This window comes from Isoptericola haloaureus, assembly GCF_036689775.1.
Lineage (GTDB): Bacteria > Actinomycetota > Actinomycetes > Actinomycetales > Cellulomonadaceae > Isoptericola > Isoptericola haloaureus.
In genome coordinates, this window is record NZ_JBAGLP010000097.1 from 55,601 (window position 1) to 80,290 (window position 24,690).

At 74.3% G+C, this 24,690-nt stretch carries 24 protein-coding genes and 1 pseudogene; 13 read left to right on the forward strand and 12 right to left on the reverse strand.

Going from position 1 to position 24,690, the window contains the following annotated elements; all coding sequences use genetic code 11:
• Positions 1 to 142 precede the first annotated feature (142 nt).
• The 3 genes from V5O49_RS00825 to galE are packed head-to-tail and all read left to right on the forward strand — an operon-like array spanning position 143 to position 3,003.
• Positions 143 to 1,303: an LLM class flavin-dependent oxidoreductase gene (locus V5O49_RS00825; RefSeq protein ID WP_332900562.1), complete on the forward strand. Its 1,161-nt coding sequence runs from the start codon at positions 143 to 145 to the stop codon at positions 1,301 to 1,303.
• Positions 1,300 to 1,920 (forward strand): FMN reductase, encoded by a 621-nt coding sequence (locus V5O49_RS00830; RefSeq protein ID WP_332900563.1) that lies wholly within the window; start codon positions 1,300 to 1,302, stop codon positions 1,918 to 1,920. The genes V5O49_RS00825 and V5O49_RS00830 overlap by 4 nt, the downstream gene beginning before the upstream one ends.
• 60 nt (positions 1,921 to 1,980) lie before the next feature.
• On the forward strand, positions 1,981 to 3,003 hold the full coding sequence (galE, locus tag V5O49_RS00835) for a UDP-glucose 4-epimerase GalE (RefSeq protein WP_332900564.1): 1,023 nt from the start codon (positions 1,981 to 1,983) through the stop codon (positions 3,001 to 3,003).
• 94 nt (positions 3,004 to 3,097) lie between these two features.
• On the opposite strand, the gene V5O49_RS00840 is transcribed toward galE, so the two are convergent.
• Together V5O49_RS00840 and ald are read right to left on the reverse strand one after the other, a co-directional pair.
• Positions 3,098 to 3,505 (reverse strand): hypothetical protein, encoded by a 408-nt coding sequence (locus V5O49_RS00840; protein ID WP_332900565.1) that lies wholly within the window; start codon positions 3,503 to 3,505, stop codon positions 3,098 to 3,100.
• 65 nt (positions 3,506 to 3,570) lie between these two features.
• The gene (gene ald / locus V5O49_RS00845; RefSeq protein ID WP_332900566.1) at positions 3,571 to 4,683 is read right to left on the reverse strand and encodes an alanine dehydrogenase; all 1,113 of its coding nucleotides are present in this window, start codon (positions 4,681 to 4,683) and stop codon (positions 3,571 to 3,573) included.
• A 131-nt stretch (positions 4,684 to 4,814) separates the two neighbouring features.
• Here ald and V5O49_RS00850 point away from each other — a divergent pair, with 131 nt between their 5' ends.
• On the forward strand, positions 4,815 to 5,372 hold the full coding sequence (locus tag V5O49_RS00850) for an Lrp/AsnC family transcriptional regulator (RefSeq protein ID WP_332900567.1): 558 nt from the start codon (positions 4,815 to 4,817) through the stop codon (positions 5,370 to 5,372).
• A 36-nt stretch (positions 5,373 to 5,408) separates the two neighbouring features.
• Here V5O49_RS00850 and V5O49_RS00855 read toward each other — a convergent pair whose 3' ends face one another.
• The 5 genes from V5O49_RS00855 to V5O49_RS00875 all read right to left on the reverse strand — a co-directional run bounded on the left by V5O49_RS00855 (position 5,409) and on the right by V5O49_RS00875 (position 10,302).
• On the reverse strand, positions 5,409 to 6,266 hold the full coding sequence (locus V5O49_RS00855; protein ID WP_332900568.1) for an alpha/beta fold hydrolase: 858 nt from the start codon (positions 6,264 to 6,266) through the stop codon (positions 5,409 to 5,411).
• Complete coding sequence (locus tag V5O49_RS00860) at positions 6,266 to 7,255, reverse strand: DNA-binding protein (RefSeq protein WP_332900569.1); 990 nt, start codon at positions 7,253 to 7,255, stop codon at positions 6,266 to 6,268. The genes V5O49_RS00855 and V5O49_RS00860 overlap by 1 nt, the downstream gene beginning before the upstream one ends.
• Before the next feature lie 106 nt (positions 7,256 to 7,361).
• The gene (locus V5O49_RS00865; protein WP_332900570.1) at positions 7,362 to 8,819 is read right to left on the reverse strand and encodes a tyrosine-type recombinase/integrase; all 1,458 of its coding nucleotides are present in this window, start codon (positions 8,817 to 8,819) and stop codon (positions 7,362 to 7,364) included.
• A gap of 121 nt (positions 8,820 to 8,940) precedes the next feature.
• Positions 8,941 to 9,438 (reverse strand): GNAT family N-acetyltransferase, encoded by a 498-nt coding sequence (locus tag V5O49_RS00870; protein WP_278234440.1) that lies wholly within the window; start codon positions 9,436 to 9,438, stop codon positions 8,941 to 8,943.
• A gap of 72 nt (positions 9,439 to 9,510) precedes the next feature.
• A complete protein-coding gene (locus V5O49_RS00875; protein WP_332900571.1) occupies positions 9,511 to 10,302 on the reverse strand; it encodes an alpha/beta fold hydrolase in 792 nt (263 codons plus the stop codon).
• Positions 10,303 to 10,379: 77 nt separating this feature from the next.
• Between V5O49_RS00875 and V5O49_RS00880 the strand changes: the two genes are divergently transcribed.
• Entirely contained in the window at positions 10,380 to 11,399 is a 1,020-nt protein-coding gene (locus V5O49_RS00880) for an LLM class flavin-dependent oxidoreductase (protein ID WP_332900601.1), read from the forward strand.
• Between the two features lie 3 nt (positions 11,400 to 11,402).
• On the opposite strand, the gene V5O49_RS00885 is transcribed toward V5O49_RS00880, so the two are convergent.
• Complete coding sequence (locus V5O49_RS00885; protein ID WP_332900572.1) at positions 11,403 to 12,431, reverse strand: GlxA family transcriptional regulator; 1,029 nt, start codon at positions 12,429 to 12,431, stop codon at positions 11,403 to 11,405.
• Between the two features lie 71 nt (positions 12,432 to 12,502).
• Here V5O49_RS00885 and V5O49_RS00890 point away from each other — a divergent pair, with 71 nt between their 5' ends.
• Positions 12,503 to 13,975 carry an MFS transporter gene (locus tag V5O49_RS00890; RefSeq protein WP_332900573.1) on the forward strand — a complete coding sequence of 491 codons (1,473 nt, stop codon included), beginning with the start codon at positions 12,503 to 12,505 and terminating at the stop codon, positions 13,973 to 13,975.
• Between the two features lie 14 nt (positions 13,976 to 13,989).
• On the opposite strand, the pseudogene V5O49_RS00895 reads toward V5O49_RS00890, so the two are convergent.
• Positions 13,990 to 14,706 (reverse strand): annotated as a pseudogene (locus V5O49_RS00895) (phosphotransferase enzyme family protein); the annotation flags it as partial.
• 120 nt (positions 14,707 to 14,826) lie between these two features.
• Here V5O49_RS00895 and V5O49_RS00900 point away from each other — a divergent pair.
• Complete coding sequence (locus tag V5O49_RS00900; protein WP_332900574.1) at positions 14,827 to 16,212, forward strand: NAD-dependent malic enzyme; 1,386 nt, start codon at positions 14,827 to 14,829, stop codon at positions 16,210 to 16,212.
• A 54-nt stretch (positions 16,213 to 16,266) separates the two neighbouring features.
• Here the strand turns inward: V5O49_RS00900 and V5O49_RS00905 are convergent, their stop codons facing one another.
• Entirely contained in the window at positions 16,267 to 17,418 is a 1,152-nt protein-coding gene (locus tag V5O49_RS00905) for a ThuA domain-containing protein (protein ID WP_332900575.1), read from the reverse strand.
• A 179-nt stretch (positions 17,419 to 17,597) separates the two neighbouring features.
• Here V5O49_RS00905 and V5O49_RS00910 point away from each other — a divergent pair, with 179 nt between their 5' ends.
• Positions 17,598 to 18,566, forward strand: coding sequence for a methylenetetrahydrofolate reductase (locus V5O49_RS00910; protein WP_332900576.1), 969 nt, complete (start codon positions 17,598 to 17,600; stop codon positions 18,564 to 18,566).
• On the opposite strand, the gene V5O49_RS00915 is transcribed toward V5O49_RS00910, so the two are convergent.
• Together V5O49_RS00915 and V5O49_RS00920 are read right to left on the reverse strand one after the other, a co-directional pair.
• Positions 18,515 to 18,940, reverse strand: coding sequence for an SRPBCC domain-containing protein (locus V5O49_RS00915; protein WP_332900577.1), 426 nt, complete (start codon positions 18,938 to 18,940; stop codon positions 18,515 to 18,517). The two genes, V5O49_RS00910 and V5O49_RS00915, sit on opposite strands and share 52 nt — an antisense overlap.
• Positions 18,937 to 19,275 carry an ArsR/SmtB family transcription factor gene (locus V5O49_RS00920; protein ID WP_332900578.1) on the reverse strand — a complete coding sequence of 113 codons (339 nt, stop codon included), beginning with the start codon at positions 19,273 to 19,275 and terminating at the stop codon, positions 18,937 to 18,939. Before V5O49_RS00920 ends, V5O49_RS00915 begins: the two co-directional genes overlap by 4 nt.
• A gap of 169 nt (positions 19,276 to 19,444) precedes the next feature.
• Between V5O49_RS00920 and adhP the strand changes: the two genes are divergently transcribed.
• From adhP to V5O49_RS00945, 5 genes are all read left to right on the forward strand, one after another.
• Entirely contained in the window at positions 19,445 to 20,473 is a 1,029-nt protein-coding gene (gene adhP, locus V5O49_RS00925) for an alcohol dehydrogenase AdhP (protein WP_332900579.1), read from the forward strand.
• Positions 20,474 to 20,669: 196 nt separating this feature from the next.
• Positions 20,670 to 21,308, forward strand: coding sequence for a YitT family protein (locus V5O49_RS00930; RefSeq protein WP_332900580.1), 639 nt, complete (start codon positions 20,670 to 20,672; stop codon positions 21,306 to 21,308).
• Between the two features lie 71 nt (positions 21,309 to 21,379).
• Complete coding sequence (locus tag V5O49_RS00935; RefSeq protein ID WP_332900581.1) at positions 21,380 to 21,823, forward strand: helix-turn-helix transcriptional regulator; 444 nt, start codon at positions 21,380 to 21,382, stop codon at positions 21,821 to 21,823.
• Positions 21,824 to 21,833: 10 nt separating this feature from the next.
• On the forward strand, positions 21,834 to 22,244 hold the full coding sequence (locus V5O49_RS00940; RefSeq protein ID WP_332900582.1) for a VOC family protein: 411 nt from the start codon (positions 21,834 to 21,836) through the stop codon (positions 22,242 to 22,244).
• 4 nt (positions 22,245 to 22,248) lie between these two features.
• The gene (locus V5O49_RS00945; RefSeq protein WP_332900583.1) at positions 22,249 to 24,639 is read left to right on the forward strand and encodes an excinuclease ABC subunit UvrA; all 2,391 of its coding nucleotides are present in this window, start codon (positions 22,249 to 22,251) and stop codon (positions 24,637 to 24,639) included.
• Positions 24,640 to 24,690: the final 51 nt, after the last annotated feature.

A 24,690-nucleotide genomic window follows, 5' to 3' on the forward strand; every position in this document is an offset into this window, starting at 1 on the left:
GACAGCCTTGTCCGGTGCGACGATGTGGGTGACGTCACGACCTCGGTCCCGCGAGCGCCGTCGGGGTCGGGAACAATCGACCGGGTCGCCCGGTTGGGGCGGGTGCATGCAAACGCATGCAGATGATCGACAGGAGTGCACCGTGCAGTTCGGCATCTTCTCCGTCTCCGACGTGACGACGGACCCCACGACCGGCCACACCCCGGACGACACCGATCGGGTGCGGTCGATGCTGACGATCGCCCGGCACGCCGACGCGGCGGGGCTGGACGTCTTCGCCACCGGCGAGCACCACAACCCGCCGTTCGTCGCCTCGAGCCCCACCACGATGCTCGGCTACCTGGCGGGCGTGACCGAGAACATCACCCTGTCCACGGCCACCACCCTGATCACCACCAACGACCCGGTGCGCCTGGCCGAGGAGTACGCGATGCTCCAGGTGCTCTCCGGCGGCCGCATGGACCTGATGATGGGCCGCGGCAACACCGGGCCGGTCTACCCGTGGTTCGGCCAGGACATCCGCAACGGCATCCCGCTCGCGATCGAGAACTACGCGCTGCTGCGTCGGCTGTGGACCGAGGACGTCGTCGACTGGAGCGGGCAGTTCCGCACCCCGCTGCAGGGCTTCACCGCGACCCCGCGGCCGCTGGACGGCGTGCCGCCGTTCGTGTGGCACGGCTCGATCCGCTCGCCCGAGATCGCCGAGCAGGCCGCGTACTACGGCGACGGGTTCCTGCACAACAACATCTTCTGGCCCATGCACCACACCAAGCAGATGGTGCGGTTCTACCGCCAGCGCTACGAGCACCACGGCCACGGCCGCGCCGACCAGGCGATCGTCGGCCTGGGCGGACAGGTCTTCGTGCGCAAGAACTCCCAGGACGCGGTGCGCGAGTTCCGCCCCTACTTCGACGTCGCACCGGTCTACGGCCACGGCCCGAGCCTGGAGGACTTCTCCGCCCAGACGCCCCTGACGGTCGGCTCGCCCCAGCAGGTCATCGACCGCTACGGCGCGTTCGTCGAGGACGTCGGCTACTACCAGCGTCAGATGTTCCTCATCGACCACGCCGGCCTGCCCCTGAAGACCGTGCTGGAGCAGATCGACCTGCTGGCCGAGGAGATCGTGCCCGAGCTGCGCAGGATCGTCGAGGCCAAGCGGCCCGCCGACGACGTGCCGCTCGACCCGCCCACGCACGCCGAGCGCGTCGCCGCCGCCCGCACGGCGGGCGCCTCCGGCACCACCCACGTCGGCGACGGCGGCGACGCCGTCACCGGCACCCGAGCCGAGGAGGCCGTCCGATGAGCACCCGCCGTACCCTCGCCGTCGTCACCGCAGGCCTGTCCCAGCCGTCCTCGTCGCGGCTGCTGGCCGACCGGCTGGCCACCGCCACGGCCGACGGGCTGCTCGAGGCCGGCCAGGAGACCGACGTCGAGGTCGTCGAGCTGCGCGAGCACGCCCACGCGATCGTCGACGCCATGCTGACGCGGTTCCCCTCGGGCGAGCTCGCCACCGCGCTGGACACCGTCACCGGCGCCGACGGGCTGGTCATGGTCAGCCCGCTGTTCACCACGACCTACTCCGGGCTGTTCAAGTCCTTCGTCGACGTCATCGACCCCGACGCCCTGACCGGCAAGCCGGTGCTGCTCGGCGCCACGGGCGGCACGTCCCGGCACTCGCTGGCGCTGGACTACTCGATGCGTCCGCTGCTGACGTACCTGCGCACGCAGGTGGTGCCCACGGCCGTGTTCGCGGCCACCGACGACTGGGCGGGCCAGGACGGTTCCGACGCCCTGACGCGCCGCATCTCCCGCGCAGGGCGCGAGCTCGCCGCGGCCGTGGCGTCGCGCCCGGCGGCCACCGGGCAGGACGACCCCTTCGGTGACACCCCGGACTTCGCCCAGCTGCTCGGCGGCTCCTGAGCAGTCCGCCCACCGGGCCGCGACCCGGGCGGCACCGGCCGCCCGGGTAGGCTCGGGCCCATGCGCGTCCTCGTCTCCGGCGGTGCCGGCTACATCGGCTCCCACACGGTCCTGTCCCTGCTGGCCTCCGGTCACGACGTCGTCGTGGTCGACGACTTCTCCAACGCCAAGCCCAGCGTCATCGGCCGGCTCGAGGCCCTGTCGGGCAAGCACGTGCCGGTGCACGCCATCGACCTGACGGACGCCGAGAAGACCGAGCGGCTGTTCGCCCACGAGCGCTTCGACGCCGTGGTCCACTTCGCCGGCTTCAAGGCCGTGGGGGAGTCGGTGGCCAAGCCGCTGGCCTACTACCGCAACAACCTCGACTCCACGCTGTCGCTGCTGGAGGCGATGCGCCGCCACGACGTGCACCGGCTCGTGTTCTCCTCCTCGGCGACCGTCTACGGCGAGCACGCTCCCGTGCCCTACGTCGAGGACTACGAGCACCTGTCCTCCTCCTCGCCGTACGGGCAGACGAAGGTCATGATCGAGCGCATCATGACCGACGTCGCCGCCGCGACCGAGGGCCTGCGCGTGGCGTTGCTGCGCTACTTCAACCCGGTCGGGGCGCACCCCTCGGGCGAGATCGGCGAGGACCCGCAGGGCATCCCGAACAACCTCATGCCCTTCATCGCCCAGGTCGCCGTGGGCCGTCGCGAGAAGCTCACCGTGTTCGGCGACGACTACGCCACCGCCGACGGCACCTGCGAGCGCGACTACCTGCACGTGGAGGACCTCGCCGCCGGGCACGTCGCCGCGCTCGAGCACCTCGACGACATGGCCGAGCCCGTGCGCGCCTTCAACCTCGGCACCGGGACCGGCACCTCGGTGCTGGCCATGCTGCACGCATTCGAGCGGGCCGTCGGGCGCGAGCTGCCCTACGAGGTCGGGCCCCGGCGGGCCGGGGACCTGCCGGCGTTCTGGGCCGACCCCACCCGGGCGAACACCGAGCTGGGCTGGCGCGCCGAGAAGTCGATCGACGACATGTGCGCCGACACCTGGCGCTGGCAGCAGGCCAACCCGCAGGGCTTCCCGGACGCCTGACCCGCCGCGACGCCAGCACCTCGGGGCTGCTGCGCGCCGTCGGGCGTCGGCCCGGGCCGACGCCCGACGTCGGATCCGCCGGTACGCGGCGGGCTCAACGGTCCGGCAGCGTCACCGTCACGGTCCGCCCGCCGAAGCCGTGCTCCTGGTCCCGGCCCTCGACGACGACGGCCTCGACCTCCCGCGGGATCTCGACGCCACGCTGGGTGCGCGTGAACGGCTGCTCGCCGGCGTGGTCGTGGGCCAGGGTGTGCACCCCGAGCACGACGCCGTCCTCGGTCAGGACGCGCCAACCGTCGGCGTACCGCTGCGGGGTGTCGTACGGCGAGCTGATCGTGACCTCGAGGTCGCACGTCTTCCCGGCGCAGTCGGCCACCACCTCCAGCACGTCCGGGTGACGCTGGGTCTCCGCCGCCGTCGCGGAGGGCGAGGCGTCGGCGGCGTCGTCCGGGCCTGCCGACCGGCACCCGGCCAGCACGACCCCGGCCAGGGCGAGCGCCACCGGACCACGCGAACGCCCGCGCCCGGCATCGCCGGGCGCGGGCGTGGATCCGCGGCGGGGCCCCCTCACAGCACTCCCGCGACCTCGCGGTGGTCCAGCCCGTGCGCCTCGGCGACGCCGGCGTGCATGACGTGACCGTCGTGGGTGTTCAGCCCGCGCGCCAGTGCCGCGTCGGCACCGAGCGCCTCGCGCCAGCCGGAGTCGGCGAGCGCCACCGCGTAGGGCAGGGTGACGTTCGTCAGGGCGTAGGTGGAGGTCCGGGGGACCGCGCCGGGCATGTTGGCCACGCAGTAGAACACGGTGTCGTGCACCGGGTAGGTGGGCTGGTCGTGGGTGGTGGGCCGCGAGTCGGCGAAGCAGCCACCCTGGTCGATGGCGATGTCGACGAGCACCGCGCCGGGTCGCATCTGCGCCACCAGCTCGTTCGGCACGAGCACGGGTGCCTTGGCCCCGGGCAGCAGGACCGCGCCGATGACCAGGTCCGCCTCGAGCACGGCCTGGCGCAGGCTGAGCCGGTTGGAGGTCAGGGTCTGCACGCGGCCGGCGAACTCGCGGTCCGCGGCGCGCAGCACGTCGACGTTGGTGTCCAGCAGGGTGACGTGGGCGCCCATGCCGACGGCGATGCGAGCGGCGTTCATGCCCGAGGTGCCGGCGCCGATGATCACCACCTGCGCGGCCGGGACGCCCGGGACCCCGCCGAGCAGCACGCCGCGCCCGCCGGCCGCGTTCTGCAGCGTGGCGGCCCCGACCTGCGTGGCGAGCCGGCCCGCGACCTCCGACATCGGCGCCAGCAGGGGCAGGAAGCCGTCGGCGTGCTGGACCGTCTCGTAGGCCACCGCGGTGACACGACGGGCGAGCAGCTCCTCGGTCAGGGCCTTGTCCGCGGCCAGGTGCAGATAGGTGAACAGCAGCAGGTCCTCGCGCAGCAGCTCGTACTCGGAGGCCACGGGCTCCTTGACCTTGAGCACCATCTCCCCGGCGTCCCAGGTCGCGGCGGCACCCTCGACGATGCGGGCCCCCTCGGCGGCGTACTGCTCGTCGGTGATGCCCGCGCCCAGCCCGGCACCGGCCTGGACGTGCACGGTGTGACCGCGCGTGGCGAGCTCGTGCACGCCGGCCGGGGTGATGGCGACGCGGTCTTCGTGGTTCTTGACTTCCTTCGGGACGGCGACGTCCATCGTGGCCCTCTCGGTCGGCTCGGTTCGCGAGCACGGTCGCGCCGACCGGATGTGACGGCGCTCACTGCCAGTGTGACCCCGTCGTTCGGCACGCGCGGCAGGATTGGTGGATCCTTCGGTAGGGTCGAGGAATGAGCACCGGATCTTCGTCCGCGCGGATGTCTGGGGGACCTCGTTCGCAGGATCTTCGGACCCGCGTCGACGGCGGCGCCGGACTGGAACGCCGTGCGCGCGCGACCGTGCGCCTCGACGGGATCGACCACCGCCTGCTGGCGGCGCTGGCCGAGGACGCCCGCATGCCGAACAACGCCCTGGCGGCCCGGGTCGGGATCGCCCCGTCGACCTGCCTGACCCGCGTGCGGCGCCTGCGCGACGAGGGGGTGATCCGCGGCTTCCACGCCGACGTCGACCCCGCGCTGGCCGGCCGCCCGCTGCAGGCGATCATCGCGGTGCGCATGCAGGGCGCGGCCCGGTCCCACCTGCCGGCCTTCGCCCGCGAGCTGGCACGGCTGCCCGGCGTGCTGGACGTCTACCTCATCGGCGGGGCGCACGACTTCTTCGTGCACGTCACCGCACCCGACTCCGACGTGCTCAACGACTTCGTCATCGAGAACCTCTCGGCCAACCCGGGCGTGGCGCTGACCGAGACGAACCTGATCTTCCAGCACACCCGGGGTGGCTGGTACTGACGCCGGCAACGGCGTCGCCGGCGCGCCGGCGACTCCTCACCGCACGGCCGTCAGCCACCGGTGCAGCTCGGTCGCCAGGGCGACCGGTGCGTCGAGCTGGACCAGGTGCCCGGCCCCGGGCAGCACCGTGGGTGGGCCGGCGCCGAGCGCGTCGGCGAGCCGGTGCGCCCGGTCGACCGGGATCCAGGTGTCCTCGGCGCCCCAGACGACGTGCACGGGCAGGTCCAGGTCCCCCAGCAGCGGCTCGAGCTCCGCCGTCCAGCCCTCGTCGGCCTGGGCGATCTGCCGGTAGAAGGCGGCCCGCCCTGCCTCGTCGAGCCACGGCGCGACCAGCGCCCCCAGGTCGTCGTCGCCCAGCGGCCGGAACCCCGCGCTGCGGACGTAGGCCTCCAGCGCCCCGCGGTGCACGGCCGGCGGCAGCGCGGCGAACACGTCCGCGTGCCCACCCACGAGGGTGAAGAACGGCGAGCCCCAGGGACGCAGCGCCACGACGTCGACCAGGCACAGCGAGCGGTACCGGGCACCGTGCAGCAGCGCCGCGCGCAGAGCGACCGCACCGCCGTAGTCGTGGGCGACGACGTGCGGACGCCAGCCGGCGGTCCGTGCGCCGGCCTCCTGCTCCCAGTGCTCCAGCAGCGCCGCGAAGGCCTCGCCCTGCACCCCGAGGTGCACGTCGTGCTGCGGGAGGTGCGACGAGGACCCGTAGCCGGGCATGTCCCACAGGTAGACCGTGAACTCGTGGGCCAGGGCCTGCGCGTACGGCGCCCAGAGCCAGGACGACCACGGCGTCCCGTGGCAGAACACCAGCGGCGGGCCGGCGCCGAGGCGCGTCCAGGCGATCTCGCGTCCGCGCCAGCGGAAGGTCCGGTCCAGCCGCGGCGGCGTCGCGGCCATCAGCTCCCCTCCGCGGGGGTGGACGCCGCGCGCACGCCGGCGAGCTCGCCCTCGGCGCGGGCCCGCGCCGCCGCGTGCACCGCCGTCTCGTGCACCGCCTCCTCGGCACGCGACCGGGCCGCGGCGAGCTCCTCGCGCAGCGAGCCGACCTCGGCCGCGGACCGCTCGGCCGTGGCACGGGCCGCTGCCAGCTCGGCGACCAGGCGCGACCGTTCGTCCTCGGCGCGCCGGTGGTCGGTCCGCACCGACTCCAGTACCGATCGCGCCTCGGCCAGGGCGTCCTGCCGGGCCTCGGCCGCCGCCCGCGCCTCGGCACGCTGCTCGGCCGCGTCGGCCCGTGCCGCCACGGCGGCGGCCAGGTCCCTGCGCAGCTCCTCGGCCTGGCTGCGCAGCTGCTGCAGCGTCTCGCGCAGCTCGTCGACCTGACCCGCGGACCGGTGCGCGGCGTCCGCGGCCCGTGTGCGCTCGTCCTCGGCCTGCGCGAGCCGCTCGGTCAACGACTCCACCCGGTCGGACGTCTGGTCGCGCAGTTGGGACAGCGCGGCGCGGGCGTCGTCGCGCTCGTCCCGGGCGGTGTCCAGCGCGCGGGCGAGCCGGTCGGCGTCCTCGCGCGCGGTAGCGAGGTCCTCGTCCCTCCGGGTCGCCTGCGCGGTGTGCTCCTCGCGCGCCGCACGCACGGCCGCCCCCCACAGCCCGGCCACGCCCCGCTCGACGAGCAGCTCCACCGACCGCGGCAGCTCGGGCAGCCGCGCCGCGTCGGCCGCGGCGGCGGCCCGTGCCTCGCGCCAGGCGCGCAGGTGGGTGGTGGCCGTGGCGTTGGAGCAGCCGGCCCGTTCGCGCACGGTGCTGACCGTGACGGGCTCGTCGTCGGCGAGCAGGGCGTCGGCCGCGGCGAACACGCGGTCGCGCGCGGTGACCGGCGGCGGGGGAGCGGCGAGGTCGGAGGCCTCGGGCTCGACATCCAGGTCCTGCGGAGTAGTCTGCGTCATCACCTGAGACTACTCCTACTCCTCTTTTCCAATAACCGACACCCGCTTTTCCAAAGCGGGTGCGCAGGCAAGGGTTCCAGAGCAGAGGATGCCGCGTCTGTGCAGGTCAGAGCGCCGCGCGCATGGACAGGTCGACCACTCCCGCGGGCGCCGACGACGCCTCGCTGAGCACATCGTGAGCACCGGTTGTCGGGGCGTGCGCCGCGAACTGCGCGGACATCGACTCGCCGAGGCGGTCGAGGTCGTCCTCGAACAGACCGGCGTAGGTGCGCAGCGTCAGCACCGGCGACTCGTGGCCGAGCATGCGCTGGACGGCCTTGACGCTCGCGCCGCTGGCGATGGCCAGGGAGGCCGCCGTGTGCCGCAAGTCGTGCAGGGTCAGCGGGGCGAAGTCCTCGGCGCCGGCGCGCAGGGTCACCCGGGCCACGACGTCGAGGCGACGGGTGCGCGCGATCTTCTCGCCACGGGTCATCCCGTCGCGACGGGTGCGGTCGGCCGCGACCAGCACCGCCCAGGTCGCGGGGTCCACGACCCCGGTGACCGGCAGCTCGTGCTCGGCCTGGACCCGGCGCACTGCGGTCAGGGCCGTCGTGTCGTAGATCCCGGTCGCGGTCAGCCCGAGCAGCTCCTGCAGCGTGCTCACCGCAGCGCCGGCGGCGCGCACGGCCGGACGGAAGGCGTGCCGGTCGAAGGACTCGCGGCGCAGCGGGCCGCCGTCGCGCGCCGTGAACAGCAGCGCGGTGCCCGGGCGGCCGCCGAGCCGGTCGGTCAGCTCGGGCTCCAGCACTCGGGGGACCGGCACCTCCCGGCGCGCGTGGGTCTTGGTGTTGCCGAGCAGCAGGGTGCCGTCGTCCAGGCGGGTGTAGGCGCGCTCGACCGTGACACGACGGCGCAGCAGGTCCACGTCCCCGGTGCGCAGGGCCGAGACCTCGCCCCAGCGCAGGCCGGTCAGCCCGGCCAGGAGCACCAGCGGGCGCGCCTGGGCGGACGTCGTCGCGTCGGCCACGCGGCGCAGCTGCTCGTGGGACAGGTACCGGTGCGGCTTCGTCGTGGACGCACGCGGCAGCGACGGGACCCGGCCGGACGGGGTGCGCGCCGGGTTCGACGTCAGCCGGCGGGCGTCCACCGCCGCGTCCAGCAGCGCCACCAGCAAACGCACCGCGTCGCGGCGCCGGGCCGCGGAGGCCGGCTCGGTGCGTCCGGGTCCGCGCATCTCGACCGCCCACCGGGCGACGTCGTCGTGCGTCACCCGGCGCAACGGCTCCTCGCCGAAGGTGGGGGCGACCAGGGAGCGGAACCGCTCGCGCTCGGACTCCAGGGTCCGCGGGGCGCGGTCCGCGCGGCCGGCCTGCCACGCGGAGAACCACTCGGCCACGGTGAGCATGCCGGACCTCGGGTCGACCCAGTCGCCGCGCTTGCCTGCCTCCTCGGCCCGGCGTGCCTCGGCCAGCGCGTCGCGCCGGGCCCGGAACGCCCGGGTGCTGCGCAGGCGGCCGTCGATCCGGAAGCGCCCCACGTACGACGTCGTGCCGCCGGTTCCGGTGCGCTTCTCCGTGTAGGCCATGGGGGGAGACTACTGGTCCGGGCACGGCGATGACCTGCACCGACGCAGGTCAGAGTCACCCATGTCGGCGTGTCACGGACGCTTTCAGCGGGCAACCCGGTGATGGCGGCCCGACGACTGCTCAGCGATCGCCCTCAGGAGGCGGGACGGGCAAGGCAAACGTCATGAAAACGCTGTTCGGATCGGGCACGTAGTCGGCGAACGGCTCGCACTCGACGAACCCGTGGCGGGTGTAGATCCGCCGTGCCGGGGCGAAGAACTGCTCCGAGCCGGTCTCCAGGCTCACCCGTTCGTAGCCGCGCTCGGCGGCCAGGGCGAGCAGCTCGCCCAGCAACCGGGTGGCGACTCCGAGCCCTCGAGCGCTCCGGGCGGTGCGCATCGACTTGATCTCGCCGTGCCCGCCCGGGCCCGGGGCGAGCTCGCTGAGGGCCCCGCACCCCAGCAGGGCGCCGGTCTCGTCGCTGCGGGCGGTGAGGAACGTGATGGTGGGGGCCGTGAGCGCCGCCGGGGCGAGGGCGTGGACGGACTCCTCGGGCGAAGTGGCGCGCATCTCGGTCAGGTGCTCGTCCAGCAGGGCACGGACGTCGTCGCGGGCGGGGGAGTCGACGGCGATGTTCATCCGGGCATCATCGTCCAGCCGTGTTTCGCACCGGTTGCCGCGGACACCGACCCGCGCGGGGGAGGGGTGGCGTCACGGTGCGTGCACGGTGGGGTCGTCGCGCAGCACGTCGAGCAGGAGCGGCTCGATGGCGTCGGGGTTCTCCAGGGTGGGCAGGTGGCCCGCCCAGTCGAGGTCGAGGTGCTCGGCGCTGGGCAGGGCGGCCACGAGGCGCTCGGCGACGGCGCGGAAGTGGTCCAGGTCGTGGGCACCGGAGACGACGAGCGTGGGCACGTGGATCTGGTCGAGGTCGACCGCCACGGGCCGGGGTGTACCGACCGCGGCGCCGCGCACGTCGGCGTCGGCCTCGGCGGCGAGCTGGATGTCGAAGGCACGGTGCTGCATGCGTGCCAGCGCGGCCCGGGTGTCGTCGTCGGCGGCGGGCCCGAGCCAGGTGTCGACGTTGAGCGCGACGGCGGCCTCGAGGTCGCCGGCGTCGAGCAGGGTCTCCTCGCGGGCGATGAAGTCGTGCAGGGCGTCGCTGGGCGGCAGGTCGGGGTAGGCCGGCGAGAGCAGCACGAGCTCGCGCACGCGGGCGGGGTGGCGGGTAGCGAGCTCGAGAGCGACGCGTCCGCCGAGGCTGTTGCCGACCACGACGGCGTCGTCCATGCCGCAGGCGTCCATGACCTCGGCGACGTCGTCGGCGTCGACGTAGTCCTCGGCGGGCAGCGGAGTCTCGCCGAACCCCCGCAGGTCGGGGCGCAGCACGCGGAAGACCTGGGTCAGCCCGTGCATGACGGGGTCCCACATGTTCCGGTCGGCGACACCGGCGTGCAGCAGGACGACGTGCGGGCCGGTACCGGCGATGTCGTGGGCGAGCAGCATGACCCCACGCTAGGAGCACGGGGTGCCGATCGCACCCGGGCCGGGAATGTCGTGCCGTTCCATCGGTTGTCATGGACATGAAGCACATCGGTTTCCTGTCCTTCGGTCACTGGACCGACCACCCGTCCTCGGCCACCCGCAGCGCGGCGGACGTGCTGCACCAGTCGATCGAGCTGGCCGAGGCCGCCGAGGAGCTCGGGGCCGACGGCGCCTACTTCCGGGTGCACCACTTCGCACGACAGCTGGGCAGCCCGTTCCCGCTGCTGGCCGCGGTCGGGGCGCGCACGCGCCGGATCGAGATCGGCACGGGCGTGATCGACATGCGCTACGAGAACCCGGCCTACATGACCGAGGACGCCGGCGCGGCGGACCTCATCGCCGGCGGGCGTCTGCAGCTCGGCATCTCGCGCGGCAGCCCGGAGCAGGTGATCGAGGGCTACCGGCACTTCGACCACGTCCCGGCCGCGGGGGAGTCGGACGCGGACATGGCGCGCCGGCACACCGCGCGGTTCCTCGAGCTGCTGACGGGCGAGGGGTTCGCCGAGCCGAACCCGCGTCCGATGTTCCCCAACCCACCGGGCCTGCTGCGCCTGGAGCCGCACTCCCCGGGCCTGCGCGAGCGCATCTGGTGGGGTGCGGGTTCGCGGGCGACGGCCGAGTGGGCCGCAACCCAGGGGATGAACCTCATGAGCTCGACGCTGCTGACCGAGGACACGGGGGTGCCGTTCCACGAGCTGCAGGCCGAGCAGATCCAGCGGTTCCGCGACGCGTGGACGGCGGCCGGCCACGCGCACACCCCGCGGGTGTCGGTGTCCCGGTCGGTGTTCCCGATCACCGACGACCGCGACCGTGCCTACTTCGGCACGGCGACCGGCTCGACGGACCAGGTGGGCGTGCTCGACGGCGGCCGGGCCCGGTTCGGCAAGACCTACGCCGGCGAGGTCGACCAGATCGTGGCCGACCTGGCCGAGGACTCGGCCGTCGCGGCGGCGGACACGCTGCTGCTGACGGTGCCGAACCAGCTCGGGGTGGACTACAACGCCCACGTCATCGACAACGTGGTGCGGCACGTGGCCCCGCAGCTCGGCTGGCGCTGACCCTCAGGACGTCACGGCCGCCGGGCCGCGGAACGTGGCCCGGTAGGCCGACGGCGTCACCCCGAGGCGTTCGTGCAGGTGGGTGCGTAGGGACACCGCCGTGCCGAACCCGACCTGGGCGGCCACCCGGTCCACGGACAGGTCGGTGCTCTCCAGGAGCTCGCGGGCACGGGCCACGCGCTGGGCCGTCAGCCACTGCCAGGGCGACAGCCCGGTCTCCTGGGCGAAGCGGCGGGTCAGGGTGCGGACGCTCATCGCCTGGGCGGCGGCCCAGGAGGCCAGCGAGAGGTCCTGGTCGAGGCGGTCCAGCGCCCAGGCGCGGGCCGATGCCGTCACCGGCCCGTGCGGGGAGGCGGCGGGGCGCGGGATGTACTGCGCCTGCCCGCCCTCGCGGTACGGCGGCACGACGGCGGCACGGGCGACGTCGTTGGCCACGGCCGCGCCGTGGTCGCGCCGGATCAGGTGCAGGCACAGGTCGATCCCGGCCGCCTCGCCGGCGGAGGTGAGCACGTCGCCGGTGTCGACGAACAGCACGTCGGGGTCGACCTGCACGGCGGGGAAGCGGCGTGCCAGGTCGGCGGCGGAGTTCCAGTGCGTGGTGGCGCGCCGGCCGTCCAGGACCCCGGCGGCAGCGAGCACGTACGCGCCGGTGCAGATCGACGCCAGCCGCGCCCCGGGCCGCACCCGGTCCCAGGCGGCGGCCAGGTCGGGGCCCAGCGTCCCGGTCATCTCGGTCTCGCCCGGGGCGTGGGAGGCGAGCACGACGACGGTGTCCGCCGCGGCCAGCGCCTCCGGCCCGGCGGCGACGTGGATCGTGAAGTCGGCGTCGGTCGGCACCGGACCGGGTGCGGGCGCGCACGTGGTCACGGTGTACGGCGCGCGGCCGGCCGTGTCGCGGGCCCGGCCGAACAGCTGGTGGCAGAGGCCGAGCTCGAGCGGCATCACCCCGGGCCGGACCAGCACGGCGACGCGGTGGGGCCGGGAGACGGCGTCGGCCCGGCGTGCGGGGCCTGATCCCGGCTGGACGGACATGGCCCGATTCTTTCATCACTTGACCTTCTGGCCACTCGTGGGGCGGGTCGCCCGCCGCGCACCGTGGAGCCATGGCACTCCGACGACGCTCCCGTCCTGCACCGCGCCCCGTGACCTCGCCGCCGACGGGGGGCCCACCGGCGCCCCGCGCGGTGGTCGTGGCCGCCACCGCGTTCGTGGTCATCGTCTGCGCCGGGGTGTTCGTCGGCCTGCCCAACCTGCTCGTGGGCCCGCTGCACGACGAGCTCGGCTGGTCCTACGGCACGATCTCGGTCGCGATCGCGGTCAACGCGGTGCTGTACGGGCTCACCGCGCCGTTCGCGGCGGCGGCGACGGACCGCCTGGGCGTACGCCGTGTCGCCGTGGTGGCGCTGCTGCTCGTAGCCGGCGGGGCCGCCGCGACCACGGCCGTGACCGCCTCGTGGCAGCTCGTGCTGGCCTGGGGTGTGCTGGTGAGACTGGGCTGCGGCGCGATCGCCACCGCCTTCGGGGCGCTGGTGGCCGAGCGGTGGTTCACCCGGCACCGGGGGCTGGTCACCGGCCTGCTGACGTCGGGGACGATGGTCGGCGGCATGGTGCTGCTGCCGGTGCTGGCCGGGCTGACCACGACGGCGGGCTGGCGGGCGGCGACCTGGGTCGCCGCCGGCGCTGCCGGGGTGGTGGCGCTGGCCGCCGCCGGCCTGCTGCGCGACCGGCCCGGAGCCGACGGCCCCGACGGCCGGGCACCGGTGCGGGCGCCGTGGGCGGCCGGGTCGGCACCCACGGCGCCGGTCCTGGACCGGGGCACGATGCGACGCAGCCTGGCCGCGCTGACGCGCCTGGCACGCACGGGTCCGTTCTGGCTCGTGGTGGCCACCTTCGCGGTGTGCGGGGCCTCGACGAACGGGGTGATGATGAGCCACTTCGTGCCGGCGGCCGCCGACGTCGGGCTCGCCCCCGCGCTCGCCTCGACGCTGCTGGCGGTCATGGGGGCGGTCAACGTGGCCGGCACGGTCGCGGCCGGGTGGGGCACCGACCGGGTGGACCCGCGCCTGCTGCTCGCGGGCACCTACGCCCTGCGGGCGGTGAGCCTGGCGGCGCTGCCCGTGCTGCTCGGGCCGGACCTCACCCCCGCGCTGGTGGTCTTCGCCGTCTCCTTCGGCCTGCTGGACCTGGCCACCGTGCCGCCCACGGTCGCGCTGTGCCGCGAGTACTTCGACCTCGACGGCGCCGTGGTGTTCGCCTGGCTGACCGGCGCCCACCAGGTCGGGGCCGCCGGGGCCGCGCTGGGCGCCGGCGTCGTGCGCGACCTGACGGGGTCCTACGGCCCGGCGTTCGTCGCCGTGGCGGTCCTCTGCGCTCTGGCGGCGGCCGCCAGCGTGCTGATCCGGCGTCAGCCGACGGCCCCGGCCGCCTCCTCGTCCGCGAGCGCCGCGGCGATCATCCGGTGGCCCTGCGCCTCCAGCGACGACGCCCCGACCCGGTGGGACCAGACCGCCGCGGCGATCGCCTCGCGCAGGCGCACGCGCCGCCAGCCGGGCCCGCGACGGGGGTCGGTGCCGTAGCCCTCGACGAACGCGGCGGTCAGGTCCGGCCGGCCGGCGAGCTGCTGGGCGTCCAGGCGCGCCAGGTCCGTGACGGGCGGACGCCAGGCGTGGCGCCCGAAGTCGATCAGGCGCACGGTCCCGGCGTCGTCGACGACCCAGTTGCGCGGGTGGAAGTCGCCGTGGGTGGGCACTACCCGGACCGGCGGGTGCTCGTGCCGGGCCAGGGCCGCCCGCAGGCGGGCGACGGTCGCCGGGGCGATGCGGTGCTCGGCCGCGAGCAGCTCCAGGGTGCGGGAGTGCTCGGCCGCCTCCCAGTCGCCGTCCACGCGCGAGCCGGCCGCGTGCAGCCGGGCCAGCAGCGTCCCGGCCTGCCGGTAGGTGTCGGGCTGCTCCTCGGCCGGCTGGTGCTCGACGAGGCGTCCCGGGAGCCAGGCGAGCACGAGCAGGCGGTGGTCGCGGTCGGCGCCGAGAAGCCGGGGGAAGCGGCCCTGGTCGGCCTGGTCGGCGTGGCCGGCCCGGCCAGTCATGTCGGCCAGGACCTGGGTGTGCGCGGCCAGCTCGCGCTCGAAGTGGCGGTCGGCGCCGGCGTAGCGCTTGACGGCCGCCCGGGTGCCGTCGTCGGCCCGGACCTGCCACACGCGGGTCCCGAGCAGGCCCGAGGAGTGCTCGGCCACGACGCGGACGGGCCCGAGCCACGCGGCCACGAGCTCGTGCACGGCGGTGTCGAGGTCCTGCTGCTGGTACGTCACCGGGGCACGATAACCACCGCCCGGTGCGGGGGCGACGTCCGCGCTGGTCGACGCGCCATACTGGGGCCCTCGACCCGTTCTCGACCGGGCGGCACCGTCGCCGCCGCGGAAGGATGCACCGTGGCACTGCCCAGCCCCAGCTACACCATCACCCTGCGCGTGCAGGTCCCGGCCTCCCAGCGGGCCTCGAGCACCGTCGTGGCGGCCGTGGCCGACACCGGTGCGGCGGTCACCGGCGTGGACATCGCCCACTCGACCTCGCACGGGCTGGTGGTGGACGTGACCTGCGACACCGTCGACGCCGAGCACGGCGAGCGGGTGGCGGCGGCGCTGGAGGAGCTCGAGGGCGTGCACGTGCTCAAGTGGTCGGACTCGACGTTCCTGCTGCACCTGGGCGGCAAGATCGAGGTGGCGCTGAAGTCGCCGATCAAGACCCGCCGGGACCTGTCGCGGGCCTACACCCCCGGGGTGGCGCGGGTGTGCACCGCGATCGCGGACAACCCCGACGACGCGCGCCGGCTGACCATCAAGCGCAACACGGTCGCCGTGGTCACCGACGGCACCGCGGTGCTGGGCCTGGGCGACATCGGCCCGGCCGCGGCGCTGCCGGTGATGGAGGGCAAGGCGGCGCTGTTCAAGCAGTTCGCGGGGGTGGACGCCTGGCCGGTGTGCCTGGACACCACCGATACCGACGAGATCGTCGCGATCGTCAAGGCGATCGCCCCGGTGTACGGGGGAGTCAACCTCGAGGACATCGCCGCCCCGCGCTGCTTCGAGATCGAGGCGCGTCTGCGCGCCGAGCTGGACATCCCGGTGTTCCACGACGACCAGCACGGCACCGCGATCGTGGTGCTGGCCGCCCTGGTCAACGCGCTGAAGGTGGTGGGCAAGGACATCTCGCGGGTGCGCATCGTCGTCTCCGGCGTGGGCGCGGCCGGCAACGCGATCGTGCGGCTGCTGCGCGCCCAGGGCGCCGAGCACATCGTCGCCTTCGGCCGCACCGGCGCGCTGCGCCCCGGCGCGCCGCAGGACGACCCGCACCGCACCTGGATCGCCGAGCACACCAACCCCGAGGGGTTCACCGGCACGCTGCGCGAGGGCCTGGTGGGCGCCGACGTGTTCGTCGGCGTCTCGGCGGGCGACATCCTCACCGGGGCCGACGTGGCCCGCATGGCCGACGACGCGATCGTGTTCGCGCTGGCCAACCCCACCCCGGAGGTGGACCCGGTCGAGGCCTCGGAGCACGCGGCGGTGGTGGCCACCGGCCGCAGCGACCACCCCAACCAGATCAACAACGTGCTGGCCTTCCCGGGGCTGTTCCGCGGGCTGCTGGACTCCGGGGCGACCGAGATCACCGACGAGCTGATGCGGGTCGCGGCGCTGGCGATCGCCGGGGTGGTGGCCGACGACGAGCTCAACAGCGCGTTCGTCATCCCCGGCGTGTTCGACCACCGCGTGGCCGAGGCGGTGGCCGAGGCGGTGCGCACGGTCACCGGGCAGGACTGACGCCCCGCACCCGTGCGGGTGCGGGGCGCCGGCCCTGCCCGACGAGGGGCGGGGTCAGGACGTGGTCGCCACGGCCTGCTGCCAGGTGATCAGGTCGGCGACCTTGCCGGCCAGGTGCTCGGCCGCGGCGTCGTCGGCGACCAGGGCGCCGGCCAGGGCGCGGGCGGGGCGCAGGGTGCGCACCGCGTCGTCGTGCTCGCCGGCCTCGGCGTGCTCGCGCGCGGTGTCCAGGCGCTGCTCGAGCTGGGCCAGCGCGACCCGGTCGCGGGCCGTGTCGGCGGGCAGCTCGGCCACCAGGGCGTCGACCTCGCCGAAGGTGACGCAGTCCCCGCCGCCGCTGACGGTGCCGGCGGTCCAGCGGATGCCGCGCAGCACCGAGGTCAGGAAGGTCGGGTCGGACCAGGACTCGTCGACGTGCCCGGCGCCCTGGTGCCAGGAGCGCCCGCCCTCGAAGTTCTGGCACCAGGCGATCGGGTGGTCGGCGCCCATGCTGCCGCCGTCGTAGGTGGACTCGTCCAGGGTCATCAGCACCTGGACCTCCCCGCGGGGGTTGAGCGTGTAGTTGTACCACTCGTCCCAGCGCTCCCAGGCGGTGGGCACGTCGAGCATGGACGGGTGCGCCGGGTTCTCCACGCGCATGGTGGCGGTCTGCTGCTGGGGGTGCCCGGCGAACCGTGCCCCGCCGCCGATGAGGTCGGTGAACCAGCTCGAGGTGTGCATCGTGTCGGTGGCGGCGTGGATGCCCACCACGCCGCCGCCGTCGTGGACGTAGCCCTGCAGCGCGGCGAGCTCGGCGTCGTCGAGCAGTCGCGGCTGGTCGGGGTCGAGGTTGTTGGTGTTGTCCACCGGGGAGACGAACACGATCGAGTCGTACTGCTCGAGGTCGGCGGCGGTGGTGAACGGGGTGGTGTCCATCGTCAGGTCGGGCTGGCCGGGCGAGCCGGGGCCCCACCAGCCGCCGGAGTCGTTGGGCGGGTCCCACACGTCGACGTCGAAGCCGTGCTCGGCGCCGAGGTCGATCAGGGCGTGGGTGGTCTCGTCGATGTGCGAGTGCCGGAACCCCAGGGTCTTGCCGACCACGAGGATCTCCTCCAGCTCGTGCTCGGCGGCGGCGGCCGGGGCGGTGGCCGCGGCGCACAGCCCCACGGCGACGGCGCCGGTGGCGGACGCCGCGACCAGGCGGCGCGAACGGGTCGAGGAAGTCATGACGCTCCTTTGCGCAGACGGATTGATCTCGTCCGCTCAACTTATCGGCGCCGACGGACTTTGTCAGCCGCAGCGCTCAAAAGCCTGTCGACCTGCGGCGAAAGTGCCGCGCGAGCGTGGGCGGGCCGCGGGGTACCGGGCGTCGGGCGCCGCCGGGCGGGCGCCGCTAGCGTGGACGCATGTCCGACGCCGCCCCGTCCCGCCCGTGGCTGCTGTTCGCCATCACCCCGCCGCGGCGGTCCACCGAGCCGGCCGAGGCCCGCCGCATCGCCGAGCGCACCTGCGCGCGTCTGCGCGACCTGGACCTGGACGCGCTGGTGATCTACGACATCGACGACGAGTCCGACCGCAACCCCCACGAGCGGCCCTTTCCCTACCTGCCCACCCTCGACCCGGGGGACTTCGCCGAGGAGCACCTGGGCTCCTGGGACCGGCCGGTGATCGTCTACCGCAGCGCGGGCAAGCACGACCCCCGGGCGCTGGCGGACTGGTTCGCGGCCCAGGACGTCCGGCGCGTGCGCACGGTGCTGGTGGGGGCCTCCTCCTCGGACAGCGCGGTGCGCACCACGCTGCCCGAGGCCTGGCGGCTGCGCCGCGAGCACGCACCGGACCTGGCCACCGGCGGGGTGGCGATCCCCGAGCGGCACGCCTCGCGCGGGGGAGAGCACGAGCGCATGCGCGCCAAGCAGGCGGCCGGGGCGAGCTTCTTCGTCACCCAGGTCGTCTACGACGTCGGGGCGGCCAAGTCGATGGTCTCGGACTACCACTACGCCTGCGGCGACGCGGGCAGCACGACGGTGCCGGTGGTGTTCACGCTGTCGGTGTGCGGCTCGGAGCGCACCCTGGCCTTCCTGGAGTGGCTGGGGGTGCACGTGCCGACCTGGATGCGCAACGACCTGCGGCACACCGACGACCCGCTGGCGACCAGCTACGACCAGTGCGTGGCGATCGCCGAGGACCTGGCCCAGTTCTGCACGCGGCACCGGATCCCGTTCGGGTTCAACGTGGAGTCGGTCTCCATCCGGCGCGCCGAGATCGAGGCGTCGGTGCGCCTGGCCGCGCACCTGCGCGACCGCCTCGGCGCGGGGGACGGGGCTCAGGCGGCCGCGGCCAGCGCCGCCAGCACGCCGGGCCAGCCACGGTCGTAGGCCTCCCGCGCGGCGCGGGGGTCCCGGTGCGCCGGCCAGCCGGTGTGCACGAGCTCGACCCGGGTGCCCCCGGCGCCGTCGTCGGCGAAGGTGACCCGGACGTGGGTCGCGGCCTCGGGGTCGGCGCCCGGGTGCCAGGTGAAGGCCAGCAGGCCGGGCTCGGCGACGTCGGTGAGCGTGCCCCACACGGCGGTGCGCCCGTCCGGGCCGGTCTCGACGATGCGTCCCTCGGTCACGGTCACGGTGCCGCCCGCGCCGAAGACGCCGTGCTCGCCCAGCGGCCACCAGGTGCCGATGTCGTCGACGAACAGGCGGTGGGCCCGTGCCGGTGGGCAGGGCACGACGACCTGGCACACGACGGGTTCGACGTTCATGGTGGCCTCCGCTGCTCGGCGTGCTCGAGGGTCTGGACGTGCTCGGCGAAGGCCCCCAGGACCTCGCCCCACTGCTCGGTCAGCCACGCCTGCACGGCGTCGCGGCCCGCCGGCGCCAGCGAGTACAGGTGTCGCGTGCCCACGGCGGTGTGCCGCACCAGCCCGGCGTCGGCCAGCACGCGCAGGTGCTTGCTCACGGCGGGCCGCCCGACGGGCAGCGCGTCGGCCAGCGCACCCACCGGCCGGGGACCGCGGCCCAGGCGCTCGACGATCTGCCGACGGGTCGGGTCCCCGAGGGCGTCGAGCACGGCGTGGGCGGACACAATGTTGCTCATCAGTAACCGTTACTCTACAGCAACCGATAGACGTGGCGCACTCCACACCGCCGCGCACCCTATGGTCAGACCACAAGCGGTAGACTGGGCGTCGGAGCCGGGGAGCCGCCGCACGGCAGCGGCAGGCACCTCCCGAGACACCGCCCCGGCGCGACCCTAGGAGGTCACCATGAGCATGAAGGCAGCCGTCGTCACCCAGTTCGCCGCGCCGTTGGAGATCACCGACGTCGCCCTGCCGGAGCCCGGCCCCGGCCAGGCGCTGGTCAAGGTCCTGTACTCCGGCGTGTGCCACACCGACCTGCACGCCGCCCACGGCGACTGGCCGGTCAAGCCCGTCCCGCCGTTCGTGCCCGGCCACGAGGGCGTCGGCGAGGTCGTCGCCGTGGCCGACGACGTCACCCGCCTGGCCGTGGGCGACACCGTCGGCAACGCCTGGCTGTGGAGCGCGTGCGGCGAGTGCGAGTTCTGCGAGACCGGCCGCGAGACCCTGTGCCCGCACCAGACCAACGGCGGCTACAGCGTCGACGGCTCCTTCGGCCAGTACATGCTGGTCGACGCGCGCTTCGCCCCGATCATCCCCGCCGGCGTCGACCTGGCCGCCGCCGCCCCGATCCTGTGCGCCGGGGTCACGGTGTACAAGGGTCTCAAGCAGTCCGAGGTCAAGCCCGGCCAGTGGGTCCTCGTCTCCGGCATCGGCGGCCTGGGCCACATCGCCGTGCAGTACGCGCGCGCCATGGGCATGCGCGTCGTGGCCGTCGACGTCGCCGACGACAAGCTCGCCCTGGCCCGCCGGCACGGCGCCGAGGCCACCGTCAACGCCGCCACCGACCCCGACGTCACCGCCAGGATCCAGGAGGTCACCGGCGGGGGAGCGCACGGCGGACTGGTCACCGCCGTCAACGGCAAGGCCTTCCCCCAGGCCGTCGGCGGGCTGCGCCGCGGCGGCACCGTGTCCCTGGTGGGCCTGCCGCCGGAGGAGTTCGGCCTGGACATCTTCTCCACCGTGCTGTTCGGCCTGACCGTGCGCGGCTCCATCGTCGGCACCCGCGCCGACATGGCCGAGGCGCTGGACTTCTTCGCCCGCGGCGAGGTCGACCCGACCTACACGGTGCGCCCCCTGGGCGACATCAACGAGATCTTCGACGAGATGCTGGCCGGCGCCATCGACGGCCGCGTCGTGATGGACATGCGCGGCTGAGGCCGCGCAGCACGCCGGGCGCACCTTCCCCTCCGCGCCCGGCCGGACCCGACGTCCGGACCCGCCGACCCCTGCGGCGGGTCCGGACGTCGTCCTGGCCGCGGCACGTGGCGCTCCCGGCACGTGGCACCATGGCACGCGCACGGCCACCCCGTGCCCCTGCCCGCCCACGGACCCACGAGGACCCGACCCGCCGATGACCACGCCGCCCGCACCCGCCGACCAGCCGACCGCCCCCACCGCCGTCAAGCACACCCCGTTCGAGGACGCCCTCGGCATCCTGACCGGCACCTTCGTGGTCTCCCTCGGACTGTTCCTGCTCGAGTCCGTCTCCGCCGTCACCGGCGGCACCGCCGGACTGTCGCTGCTGGTCAGCTACGTCGCCCCGCTGCCCTTCGCCGTGCTGTTCGCCGCGGTGAACCTGCCGTTCTTCCTGCTGGCGATCACCAAGAAGGGCTGGAGCTTCACCCTGCGCACCGGCGCCGCCATCGCGCTGGTCTCCGGCTTCTCCGTGCTGCACCCGGCCGTGTTCGGCACCGTGGACCTGCCGCCGCTGTACGGCGTCCTGGCCGGCAACGCCCTGGCCGGGGTCGGCCTGCTCATCCTGTTCCGGCACCGCTCCAGCCTCGGCGGGTTCAACATCGTCGCGCTCATCGCCCAGGAGCGCCTCGGCTGGCGCGCCGGGTACGTCCAGATGGCCCTGGACACCACCGTCGTGCTGGCCGCCTTCGCCGTCGTGCCCGCCACCACCGTGCTGCTGTCCGCCCTCGGCGCCGTGCTGCTCAACCTCGTCCTGGCCATGAACCACCGCCCCGGGCGCTACACCGGCTACTGAGCCCCCGCGCGCGCCGCAGCACGCCGGCGGTGCCGTGCGTACGGCGCGGGCGGCACTGGCAGGATCGGGACATGACCCGCCGCGCCGCCGAGGAGCACCTGGCCGACCTCGCGCTGCTGCGCCGCGTGCGCGACCGCATCGACCGCGACCACGCCCAGCCGCTGGACGTGCCGGCGCTCGCGGCCGGGGTGGGCATGTCGGCGGGGCACCTGTCGCGCCGGTTCAAGGAGACCTACGGCGAGTCGCCCTACAGCTACCTGATGACCCGGCGCGTGGAGCGGGCGATGGCGCTGCTGCGCCGCGGCGACCTGAGCGTGACCGAGGTGTGCTTCGCCGTCGGCTCGTCCTCGCTGGGCACCTTCACCACCCGCTTCAGCGAGCTCGTGGGCATGCCGCCGGGGGAGTATCGCCGCCGGGCCCGCACCGCGCCGGCCGGCGAGCTGCCCTCGTGCGTGACCAAGCAGATCGACCGCCCGATCAGGAATCGAGAAGCGCCGCCGCCGCCGGATGTCTAGCGTGACCGGTATGGACATCCGCATTCACACCACGTTCCTGCCGCACACCCGCCCCGAGGCGTCGCTGGCCTTCTACCGCGACCTGCTGGGCTTCGAGCTCGTCCAGGACGTCGGCTCCGGCGAGATGCGCTGGCTCACGCTCGTGTCGCCGTCCCAGCCCGACGTACGCCTGGTGCTCGCCCCGCCCGCCGCGGACCCGGGCATCAGCGACGACGAGCGCCGCACCATCACCGAGCTGATGGCCAAGGGCAGCTACCAGTCGATCATCCTGGCCACCTCGGACCTCGACGCCACCTTCGCCCGGATCGCCGGCGCGGCGGTCGAGGTCGTCTCGGAACCGGCCGAGCAGCCGTGGGGCGTGCGCGACTGCGCCTTCCGCGACCCCGCGGGCAACATGGTGCGCATCGACGAGGTCGGCTGAGCCGATGGCGACCCGCACCGAGACCACCGCCGCCGGCGTCCACCCGGCCGACGCCCACGACGTCATCCGCGTGCGCGGCGCCCGGGAGAACAACCTGCGCGAGATCGACGTCGACATCCCCAAGCGCCGTCTGACGGTGTTCACCGGCGTGTCCGGGTCGGGCAAGAGCTCGCTGGTCTTCGCCACCATCGCCGCCGAGTCGCGGCGGCTCATCGACGAGACCTACTCGACGTTCCTGCAGGGGTTCATGCCGTCGCTGCCGCGTCCGGACGTCGACGACCTGTCGGGCGTCACCACCGCGATCCTGGTGGACCAGGAGCGGCTCGGTGCCAACGCCCGCTCGACCGTGGGCACCGTCACCGACGCCCACGCGATGCTGCGCCACCTGTTCAGCCGCCTCGGCGAGCCCTACGTCGGCCCGCCGACGGCGTTCAGCTTCAACGTGCCGACCTCACGCGCCTCGGGGGTGATGCGCACCGACCGGGCCGGCGGCACCACCGAGAAGACCGTGGTCCGCGACCAGGTCTACCTCGGGGGCATGTGCCCCGAGTGCGAGGGCCGCGGGACCGTGTCCGACCTCGACCTGTCCGTCATCGTCGACGAGTCGAGGTCCCTCAACGACGGCGCCATCCTCGCGCCCGGCTACAAGGCCGACGGCTGGATGGTGCGCGGCTTCTCCGAGTCCGGCTTCGTCGACCCCGACAAGCCGGTGCGCGACTACAGCGACACCGAGCGGCACGACTTCCTGTACCGGGACAAGGGCAAGATCAAGGCCCTGGGCATGAACATGACCTATCAAGGCCTGATCCCGAAGCTGCGCGAGTCGATGTTCTCGCGCGACCCCGCCTCGCTGCAGCCGCACGTGCGCCGCTTCGTCGAGCGCGCCGCCGTGTTCGGCCCCTGCCCGGCCTGCGAGGGCACCCGACTCAACGAGGCCGCCCGGTCGGCCACGATCCACGGCGCGAGCATCGCCGACGTGTGCGGGATGCAGATCACCGACGCCGCCGACTGGGTGCGCGGCGTCGACGAGCCGGAGGTCGCACCCCTGGTCGCCCACCTGGTGGCCCTGCTCGACTCGGTCGTCGAGATCGGGCTCGGCTACCTCTCGCTCGACCGGCCCGCCGGCACGCTGTCCGGAGGAGAGGCGCAGCGCGTCAAGATGATCCGCCACCTCGGCTCGGCGCTGACCGACGTCACCTACGTCTTCGACGAGCCCACCATCGGCCTGCACCCGCACGACATCGCCCGGATGAACGACCTGCTGGTCGACCTGCGCGACAAGGGCAACACCGTGCTCGTCGTCGAGCACAAGCCCGAGGCCATCGCCGTGGCCGACCACGTCGTCGACCTGGGGCCGGGCGCCGGGTCCGACGGCGGCACGCTCTGCTACGAGGGCACCGTGGACGGGCTGCGCGCCAGCGGCACCCTCACCGGCCGCCACCTCGACGACCGCGCCCGTCTCAAGAACTCCGTGCGCGAGCCCACCGGCGCCCTGGAGATCCGCGGGGCGAGGCAGAACAACCTGCAGGGCATCGACGTCGACATCCCCACCGGCGTGCTCACCGTCGTCACCGGCGTCGCCGGCTCGGGCAAGAGCTCGCTGATCCACGGCAACCTCGCGGGCCGTGACGGTGTCGTCGTCGTCGACCAGGGCGCCATCAAGGGCTCACGGCGCTCCAACCCCGCCACCTACACCGGCCTGCTCGAACCGGTCCGCAAGGCCTTCGCCAAGGCCAACGGCGTCAAGCCCGCCCTGTTCAGCGCCAACTCCGAGGGCGCGTGCCCCACCTGCAAGGGCAACGGGCGCATCTACACCGAGCTCGGCTTCATGGAGACCGTCGAGACACCCTGCGAGGACTGCGGCGGGCGCCGCTTCATGGCCGAGGTGCTCGACCACACCCTGGGCGGCAAGAACATCGCCGACGTCCTCGACCTGTCCGTCACCGAGGCCCACGCGTTCTTCTCCACCGGCGAGGCCCGGGTCCCGGCCGTCGCCACGACCCTGACCCACCTGCGCGACGTCGGGCTCGGCTACCTGCACCTCGGTCAGCCCCTGAACACCCTGTCCGGGGGAGAGCGCCAGCGCCTCAAGCTCGCCATGCACATGGGTGAACGCGGCGGCACCTACGTGCTCGACGAACCCACCACCGGGCTGCACCTGGCCGACGTCGAGAACCTCCTGGCGCTGCTCGACCAGCTCGTCGACGCCGGCAAGACGGTCGTCGTCATCGAGCACCACCAGGCGGTCATGGCCCACGCCGACCACCTCGTCGACCTCGGCCCCGGCGCCGGGCACGACGGCGGTCGCGTCGTCTTCGAGGGCACCCCGGCCGAGCTCGTCGCCGACCGGTCCACCCTGACCGGCCGGCACCTGGCCGACTACGTCGGCGGATGACCCCACCGCCGGGCGCGGCCCAGCGCGCCCGGCGGCCGGTACGGTCGGCGC